Annotated in this window: 5 protein-coding genes; 3 read left to right on the forward strand and 2 right to left on the reverse strand. The window is 73.1% G+C overall.

The genetic code is table 11. From position 1 onward, the window contains the following. The first annotated feature begins 33 nt into the window (after positions 1-33). Positions 34-3,864 carry an ABC transporter ATP-binding protein gene (locus tag ACFYP3_RS11250; protein WP_388830212.1) on the forward strand — a complete coding sequence of 1,277 codons (3,831 nt, stop codon included), beginning with the start codon at positions 34-36 and terminating at the stop codon, positions 3,862-3,864. Between the two features lie 16 nt (positions 3,865-3,880). Here the strand turns inward: ACFYP3_RS11250 and ACFYP3_RS11255 are convergent, their stop codons facing one another. Further along, on the reverse strand, positions 3,881-4,435 hold the full coding sequence (locus ACFYP3_RS11255; protein WP_388830215.1) for an EF-hand domain-containing protein: 555 nt from the start codon (positions 4,433-4,435) through the stop codon (positions 3,881-3,883). Between the two features lie 255 nt (positions 4,436-4,690). Here ACFYP3_RS11255 and ACFYP3_RS11260 point away from each other — a divergent pair, with 255 nt between their 5' ends. Beyond that, on the forward strand, positions 4,691-5,047 hold the full coding sequence (locus tag ACFYP3_RS11260; RefSeq protein ID WP_388830245.1) for a hypothetical protein: 357 nt from the start codon (positions 4,691-4,693) through the stop codon (positions 5,045-5,047). 84 nt (positions 5,048-5,131) lie between these two features. Next, positions 5,132-6,565, forward strand: coding sequence for an aminopeptidase (locus tag ACFYP3_RS11265; RefSeq protein ID WP_388830218.1), 1,434 nt, complete (start codon positions 5,132-5,134; stop codon positions 6,563-6,565). Positions 6,566-6,624: 59 nt separating this feature from the next. Here the strand turns inward: ACFYP3_RS11265 and ACFYP3_RS11270 are convergent, their stop codons facing one another. Continuing rightward, positions 6,625-8,439 (reverse strand): glycoside hydrolase family 3 protein, encoded by a 1,815-nt coding sequence (locus tag ACFYP3_RS11270; protein ID WP_388830221.1) that lies wholly within the window; start codon positions 8,437-8,439, stop codon positions 6,625-6,627. Positions 8,440-8,689: the final 250 nt, after the last annotated feature.

The raw sequence follows: 8,689 nt of genomic DNA on the forward strand, positions 1-8,689 counted from the left end.
TCCGGCAGGACAAGACGAACGGGGAGGCACCACGTGACGGCGGCTGGGGAGAAACAGGGCTGGGGCAAGCGGCTGGCGGCCTACACCTGGCGGTACAGGCGCAACGTGCTGCTCGCGCTCGGCTCCTCGCTGGCCGGCATGGCCGTGCTGGCGCTCGTACCGCTCGTCACCAGGGTGATCATCGACGATGTCATCGGGGACCGGAGCAAGCCCATGGGGCCCTGGGCCGGGCTCCTCATAGCCGCCGCCCTCCTGGTCTACGTGCTCACCTACATACGCCGGTTCTACGGCGGGCGGCTCGCCCTCGACGTGCAGCACGACCTGCGCACCGACATGTACGCCACCATCGCCCGCCTCGACGGGCGCCGCCAGGACGAGCTGTCCACCGGGCAGGTCGTCGGGCGGGCCACCACCGACCTCCAGCTGATCCAGGGCCTGCTCTTCATGCTGCCCATGACCATCGGGAACTTCCTGCTCTTCGGGATATCCCTCGGGGTCATGCTGTGGCTCTCCCCGCTGCTGACGGTCGTCGCGCTGCTGATGGCCCCCGCCCTCTGGTTCATCGCCAAGCGCAGCCGCAAGAAGCTCTTCCCGGCCACCTGGTGGGCCCAGGGCCAGGCCGCCGCCGTCGCCACCGTCGTCGACGGGGCCGTGACCGGCGTCCGCGTCGTCAAGGGCTTCGGCCAGGAGGAGCAGGAGACCGGCAAGCTGCGCACGGCGAGCCGCCGGCTGTTCGCCGGACGGATGCGCACCATCCGCCTCAACTCCCGCTACACCCCCGCCCTCCAGGCCGTACCCGCCCTCGCCCAGGTCGCCATGCTGGCCCTCGGCGGCTGGATGGCCACCGAGGGGCAGGTCACCCTCGGCACCTTCGTCGCCTTCTCCACCTACCTGGCCCAGCTCGTCGGCCCGGTCCGCATGCTCGCCATGGTCCTCACCGTCGGACAGCAGGCCCGCGCCGGCGTCGAGCGGGTCTTCGAGCTCATCGACACCGAACCCGCGATCCGGGAGGGCGCCCACGAGCTGCCCGCCGACGCGCCCGCCACCGTCGAGTTCGACGACGTCCGCTTCGGCTACGACCCCGAGCGGCCCGTCCTCGACGGGTTCTCGCTCTCCGTCGCGGAAGGCGAGACCATCGCCGTCGTCGGCGCCTCCGGGAGCGGGAAGTCCACCGTCTCGCTGCTGCTGCCCCGCTTCTACGACGCCGACGGCGGGACGGTCCGCGTCGGCGGGCACGACGTCCGCGACCTGACCTACGACTCCCTGCGCTCCGCGATCGGGCTGGTCCCGGAGGACTCCTTCCTCTTCTCCGACACCATCCGCTCCAACATCGCCTACGGGCACCCCGGCGCCACCGACGCCCAGGTCGAGGCCGCCGCCCGCGCCGCCCAGGCCGAGGGCTTCATCCAGGCCCTGCCCGCCGGGTACGACACCAAGGTCGGCGAGCAGGGGCTCACCCTCTCCGGCGGCCAGCGCCAGCGCATCGCCCTCGCCCGGGCCATCCTCACCGACCCCCGGCTGCTCCTCCTCGACGACGCCACCTCCGCCGTGGACGCGCGCGTCGAGCACGAGATCCACGAGGCCCTGCGCGCCGTCATGGCCGGCCGGACCACCCTGCTGATCGCCCACCGCCGCTCCACGCTCGCGCTGGCCGACCGGATCGCCGTACTCGACCGCGGGCGGCTCGCCGACCTCGGGACGCACGAGGAACTGGAGCGCCGCTCGGCGCTCTACCGCCGACTGCTCACCGACCCCGACGCGCTCGGCGCCGGCTCGCCGCGGACTCCGGACGCGCCGCTGATGACGGAGTTCGAGCGGGAGCTCGACCGCAAGCTCGAACGGGACATCGAGCTCGAAGCCGAGATCGACTCCGAACCGGTCAACGCCAAGCGCCGGGTCGCGGCCGGGATCACCCCCGAGCTGTGGCGGCGCCGCGACGGGCAGAGCGCCCAGGCCCCCGCCGCCGCGGGCGCCACGCCCGGAGCCGGCCACTCCATGGCCGGGGCCGTCGCCGGCATGCCGGCGACGCCCGAACTCCTCGCGCAGGTGGCCGCGCTGCCGCCGGCCGAGGACGAACCCGACGTGGACGAGACCCGCGCCGCGTCCGCCGAGGAGAGCTACGGCCTGCGCCGCCTGCTGCGCGGCTTCTGGGCGCCGCTCGCCATCAGCCTCGGCCTCGTCGCCGTGGACGCCGGCGCCGGACTGCTGCTGCCGATCCTGATCCGGCACGGCATCGACAAGGGCGTGGAGCAGGCCGTGCTCGGCGCCGTCTGGGCGGCCGCCGCCCTCGCGCTCGCCCTCGTCGTCGCCCAGTGGGCCGCGCAGTTCGCCGAGACCCGCATGACGGGCCGAACCGGCGAGCGCGTCCTGTACGCCCTCCGCGTCAAGATCTTCGCCCAGCTCCAGCGCCTCGGCCTCGACTACTACGAGCGCGAGCTGACCGGCAAGATCATGACCCGGATGACCACCGACGTCGACTCGCTGAGCTCGTTCCTGCAGACCGGGCTCGTCACCGCCGTCGTCTCCGTCTTCACCTTCTTCGGGATCCTCGTCGCCCTGCTCGTCCTCGACGTCGAGCTCGCGCTGATCGTCTTCGCGACACTGCCCGTCCTCGTCGTCGGCACGATCGTCTTCCGCCGCAGGTCCGTCGCCGCCTACGAGCTCGCCCGCGACCGGGTCAGCCTGGTCAACGCCGACCTCCAGGAGTCCGTCTCGGGCCTGCGCATCGTCCAGGCCTTCCGCCGCGAGGGCTCCGGCGCCACCCGCTTCGCCGAGCGCAGCGACTCCTACCGCGAGGCCCGGGTCCGCGGCCAGTGGCTGATATCCGTCTACTTCCCCTTCGTCCAGCTGCTGTCCTCGGGGGCCGCCGCCGCCGTGCTGATCGTCGGCGCGGGCCGGGTGGAAGCCGGGACGCTCACCACCGGCGCGCTCGTCGCGTACCTGCTCTACATCGACCTGTTCTTCGCTCCCGTCCAGCAGCTCTCCCAGGTCTTCGACGGCTACCAGCAGGCCACCGTCTCCCTGGGCCGCATCCAGGGGCTGCTGCGCGAGCCCACCACCACCCCGCTCCCCGACGCCCCCCGCGAGGTGCCGGAGCTGCGCGGGGAGATCGCCTTCGAGGACGTCCGCTTCCAGTACGGGACGGCCGAGGAGCGCGGCGAGAAGGGGGAGGCGCTGGCTGGCATCAGCCTGCGGATACCCGCCGGGCAGACCGTCGCCTTCGTCGGCGAGACGGGAGCCGGCAAGTCCACGCTGGTCAAGATGGTGGCCCGGTTCTACGACCCGACCTCCGGCCGGATCACCGCGGACGGCGTCGATCTGCGGCAGCTCGACCTGACGGCGTACCGGCACCGCCTGGGCGTCGTCCCCCAGGAGCCCTACCTCTTCCCGGGGACCGTCCGCGACGCCATCGCCTACGGGCGGCCCGACGCGAGCGACGCCGAGGTGGAGGCCGCGGCCCGCGCGGTCGGCGCCCACGACATGGTCGCCACCCTCGACGGCGGCTACCTGCACACCGTCGCCGAACGCGGACGCAACCTCTCCGCCGGCCAGCGCCAGCTGATCGCGCTGGCCCGGGCCGAACTCGTCGACCCGGACGTGCTGCTGCTCGACGAGGCCACCGCAGCCCTGGACCTGGCCACCGAGGCCCAGGTCAACCGGGCGACGGACCGCCTCGCCGGCAAGCGCACCACCCTGGTGGTCGCCCACCGGCTGACCACCGCCGCGCGCGCCGACCGCGTCGTGGTCATGGACCGCGGCCGGGTCGTGGAGGACGGCACCCACGCCGAGCTCCTGGAGCGCGGCGGCCGGTACGCGCAGCTGTGGCGCACCTTCGTCGGGGAGGACGAGCGCGCGGCGGCCTGAGGGGAGCGTCAGAGGCTCACAGCTCGCCGAAGAGCAGGTTGCCCGGGGCGTCCTCCTCGGTGCCGGTGTAGTACTCGCGTACCGCGTGGAGGAGTTCGTCCACCGTCAGGGTGCCGTCCCCGTCCGCGTCGATGCGCCGGAACAGCGCCTCGGTGTCGGCGGGGCCCAGCCTCGTGTCGAAGGCCAGCTGGGCCCTGTGGAACTCCTCCAGGCTGATGACTCCGTCGCCGTCGGTGTCGACGATCGTGAGGATCGCCCGCATCATCGGCCGGAACGACCTGTCGTAGGCGGGCCCGCCCTGCGCGTACAGGCGCGTCATGCCCAGCTTGTACTCCTCGGGCGTGACCTTGCCGTCCCGGTCCATGTCCAGCTCGGTGAAGAGGTCCTGCCAGAAGTCGGTCAGGCCGCGCATCACCAGTTCGGCCTTGGGTGAGCCGGCCGGCTCGTCGAGGGCCGACAGCAGCCGGGATCCGAGCGCGAAGATGTCGTCGGCCTCGACCACCCCGCTCCCGTCGGCGTCCAGGTGCGTGAAGGCGCGCTCCAGCTTGCGGTCGAGCAGGTCGTCGATCATGTCAGTGCCTTTCACGGCTACGGCGAGCGGATTGCTGGTCACCTAGCGTAATCGGCCGTCTGGTCGTGAACTCTGTTCTCCCGCTGGGGCGTTGTGGATGCACTCGGACGAGGGACGCGTGGCCGGGTGCTTGTGTGCTGCAACCTTCCGGGGGGTTCGGATGTCGTACGTGCGTACGTGCACCGTGCGTACGACCGATCGGGGGACAGGTTGTTGCAGGGGTGGAGGAGACGGGGCCGCCGGGCCGCGTCCTTGGTGGTCTTCGCGGCGGCCCTGTGGCTCTGCGTCGGCGGGCAGTTCGCGGCGCCGCCCGCGCAGGCGGCGGCCCACGGCTGCGGAGGCCGGCTGGCGAGGACCGTGCCGTTCGAGACGGGCGAGGTGCGCGTGTACAAGAGCCGCGACCGGGCCTGCGCGGTGACCGTGGCCCGCGTCCCCGGCGAAGGGCGGCGGATGGCGGTGAGCATCCAGCCGCGCGGCGGGGTCCCCGTCCGCGAGGAGGGGCGGTTCACCCGATATGCCGGGCCCGTCACCGTGGGTGCGATCAGTCGCTGCGTGTATGTAAGGGGCGGTGTGGGAGCCGGATCGGCCACCTCCGGCTGGATCCTGTGCTGAGGTACCGGCCCAACTGGGTCTGTTCAGCGGCGCGTTGCCCCCGCTAGGTTCACCGCGACCGAAGTGAACTCAAGGGGAGGGTGAATGCGCAAGACGCTCGGATGGCTGCTGTCGCTCGTGGTGCTCATCGGCACCATGGGCGCGGCCGGCACCACGGCGCAAGCGGCCACAGCCGCGGAACCGCCGGCCGCCACGGACATCAAGGACCAGATCCTCGGCATTCCCGGGATGAGCCTGATCGAGGAGAAGCCGTACCCCGGTTACCGCTTCTTCGTTCTGAACTACGAGCAGCCGGTGGACCACCGGCAGCCGTCGAAGGGCACCTTCAAGCAGCGCCTGACCCTTCTGCACAAGGACGTCTCGCGGCCGTCGGTGTTCTTCACCTCGGGCTACAACGTCAACACCAGCCCGCGCCGCAGTGAGCCGACGACCATCGTCGACGGCAACCAGGTGTCCCTGGAGTATCGATTCTTCACCCCCTCCCGGCCTGACCCGGCCACCTGGGCGAACCTGGACATCTGGCAGGCAGCCAGCGACCAGCACCGCCTCTTCACCGCCCTGAAGAAGATCTACAAGAAGAACTGGCTGGCCACGGGCGGCAGCAAGGGCGGCATGACGGCGACGTACTACGAGCGCTTCTACCCGCGCGACATGGACGGCGTCGTCGCGTACGTCGCGCCCAACGACGTCGTCAACAAGGAGGACTCGGCCTACGACCGGTTCTTCGCCAAGGTCGGCACCAAGGAGTGCCGCGACAGGCTGAACGCCGTCCAGCGCGAGGCCCTCGTGCGCCGCGAGCCGCTGGAGGCCAAGTACGCCGTGGCCGCCGCCGAGAACGGCTGGACCTTCACCACCGTCGGCAACCTCGACAAGGCCTACGAGGCCGTCGTGCTCGACTACGTCTGGGCGTTCTGGCAGTACAGCCTGCTCGCCGACTGCGGCTCCGTCCCGGACGCCAGGACCGCCGGCGACCAGGAGATCTGGGATTCGATCGACGCGATCTCCGGCTTCTCGGCCTACGCCGACCAGGGCCTGGAGACGTACACGCCGTACTACTACCAGGCGGGTACGCAGCTCGGTTCCCCGGACATCAAGCAGCCGCACCTGGGCAACCTGAGCCGCTACGGCTACCAGCCGCCGCGCAACTTCGTGCCCCGCGACATCCCCATGACCTTCCAGCAGGGCGTCATGGCGGACGTGGACAAGTGGGTGCGCGACAACGCCGACCAGATGCTCTTCGTGTACGGGCAGAACGATCCGTGGGGCGCTGAACCCTTCCGCCTCGGATACGGGGTGCGCGACAGCTACGTCATGATCGCGCCGGGCGCCAACCACGGGGCCAACGTCGCGAAGCTCCTGGACGGCGAGAAGACCCTCGCCACCGCGAAGATCCTCCAGTGGGCCGGGGTGGCGCCGGCCGCCACCGTCGCCGACGAGTCGAAGGCGGCGCCGCTGGCCGCCGCGGACGCGCAGCTCGACCAGCAGGACCTGGAGCGCGAGCCGCAGCTGCGGCCGTGACGCACCCCGGGCCGGGGCCGACAGGTCCCGGCCCGTGCGCCGCGGGCTGACGCCGGGAGCTACCGCGTCAGCCCGTGGCCCAGCGGGTAGCGGCCCGGCACGGGGACGGGGAGGCGGCCGGCGGGCCGTACCGCCCCGGTGAGCACCCGGGCCGCCGCCCGCATCTCCACGTCCGTCCACGAGTACGTCGCCAGCTCCGCCGCGCAGGCCGGCAGCCGGGCCGGGTCGTACGGATTGCGGACCGCCAGCAGGATCACCGGGACGCCGGACGCGACCAGGTCCGTCACCAGCCGGTGCTGTGGATCGTCGTCGTCCTGCTCCGGAACGTTGTACGTGCACACCAGGACGGCCGCGTGGCCGGGCACCGCGGCCACGGCACGGGCCGGCGGCACCGCCGTGGCCCGGCAGCCCAGGGCCGTCAGCTCCCGGGCCAGTACGGCCGTCGGAGGCCCCGTGGTGCCCGTGGGGGAGGCCGGATCCGTCCCCGTGACCAGCAGCCGGGGGCCGGCCGTCGCGTCGATCGGCACCAGCCCGCGGGGATTGGCCAGCAGGGTCGTCGTGCCCGCCGCGATCTGGTCGGCGGCGTCCCGGTGCCTGCGGATGCCGACGGTGGCGTCCACCGCCTCGGTCGTGGTGTAGGCCTCGTCGAACAGCCCCCGGCGGGACTTCAGTTCCAGGATCCGCAGCACCGACTCCTCGATCCGGCCCTCCGTCAGCTCGCCCGCCTCGACGGCCGTCAGCACACTGCGGTACGCGAGCCCCAGGTCCGGCGGGTTCAGCAACTGGTCGCAGCCCGCCAGCAGGGCCAGGACGGGAACGCGGTCGTCCCCGTACTTCTGCCGGACCCCGGCCATGTCCAGGGCGTCCGTGACCACCACCCCCTGGAAGCCGAGGCGTTCGCGCAGGATGCCCGTGACGATCGGCCGGGAGAGCGTCGCCGGGTCTCCCGAGGGATCGAGCGCGGGAAAGACGATGTGCGCCGTCATGACCGCGTCCACGCCCGCCTCCACCGCGGCCCGGAACGGCGGCTCGTCCAGCTCCTCCCAGACGGCCCGGGTGTGCCGCATCACCGGCAGGCCCACGTGGCTGTCGGTCTCGGTGTCCCCGTGGCCCGGGAAGTGCTTCGCGGTGGCGGCCACGCCCGCGCCCTGGTAACCGCGCACCTGGGCGGCCACCAGGGCCGCCACGGCGTGCGGGTCGGAGCCGAAGGACCGTACCCCGATCACCGGGTTGGCCGGGTTGACGTTGACGTCGGCCACCGGCGCGTAGTCCTGCCGGATGCCCAGCGCGGCGAGCTCCGCGCCCGCGATGCGCGCGGCCCGCTGGGCGTCGGCGGTGGAACCGCCCGCGCCGAGCGCCATCGCCCCCGGGAACAAAGTGGCCGGGGCGCCGATCCGGGCGACGGCGCCGTGCTCCTGGTCGGTCGAGAGCAGCAGCGGGATCCGCGCGCCGGAGGTGAGGGCCGCCTGCTGGAGGCCGACCGAGAGGGCGGCGATCTGGTGCGGGCTGCGGGTGTTGTGGGCCCAGGCGAAGTAGACGATCCCGCCGAGGTGGTAGCGCGAGACCAGCTCGGCGGCGGTGCGCACGCCGAACAGGGCCTGGTTCTGCTCGGCGTCGGCCGGGTCGGGATCGGTCGCCGCATGCCCGTACGCCCGCGAGACGAAGAGCTGCCCGACCTTCTCGGCGAGGCTCATCCCGTCCACGAAGCGGCGCAGGCTCGCCCGGTCGGGGTGGTGGCCGGGCGGCTCCTCGGGGGACCGCGGGTCGTCGGGGGCGCCGGGCGTGCCGAGCGTGGCGGAGGCGGCCCCCGCGGCGGCGACGGCGGCCATGGCGGCTGCGGTGAGCAGGGACCGGCGGGAGGCGTGGTGCGGCACGGGGCGGACCCTACCGGGTGCCCTCCGGGCGGGTCGGCTGTGTCGGGGTGTGTTGGCCAAGTACCGCCGGTTGCCCTGCCGGGCGGGGGCGGGCTTCGGCGGGGCCGGGCTGGCCAGGGTGGGTGGCGCGGTTTAGACGGGGCCGGGGCCGGGGTGGGTGGGGGGGGGGGGGGGGGGGGGGGGGGGGGGGGGGGGGGGGGGGGGGGGGGGGGGGGGGGGGGGGGGGGGGGGGGGGGGGGGGGGGGGGGGG

It is taken from the genome of Streptomyces sp. NPDC005533 (assembly GCF_042871845.1).
In the GTDB taxonomy this organism is placed as follows: domain Bacteria; phylum Actinomycetota; class Actinomycetes; order Streptomycetales; family Streptomycetaceae; genus Streptomyces.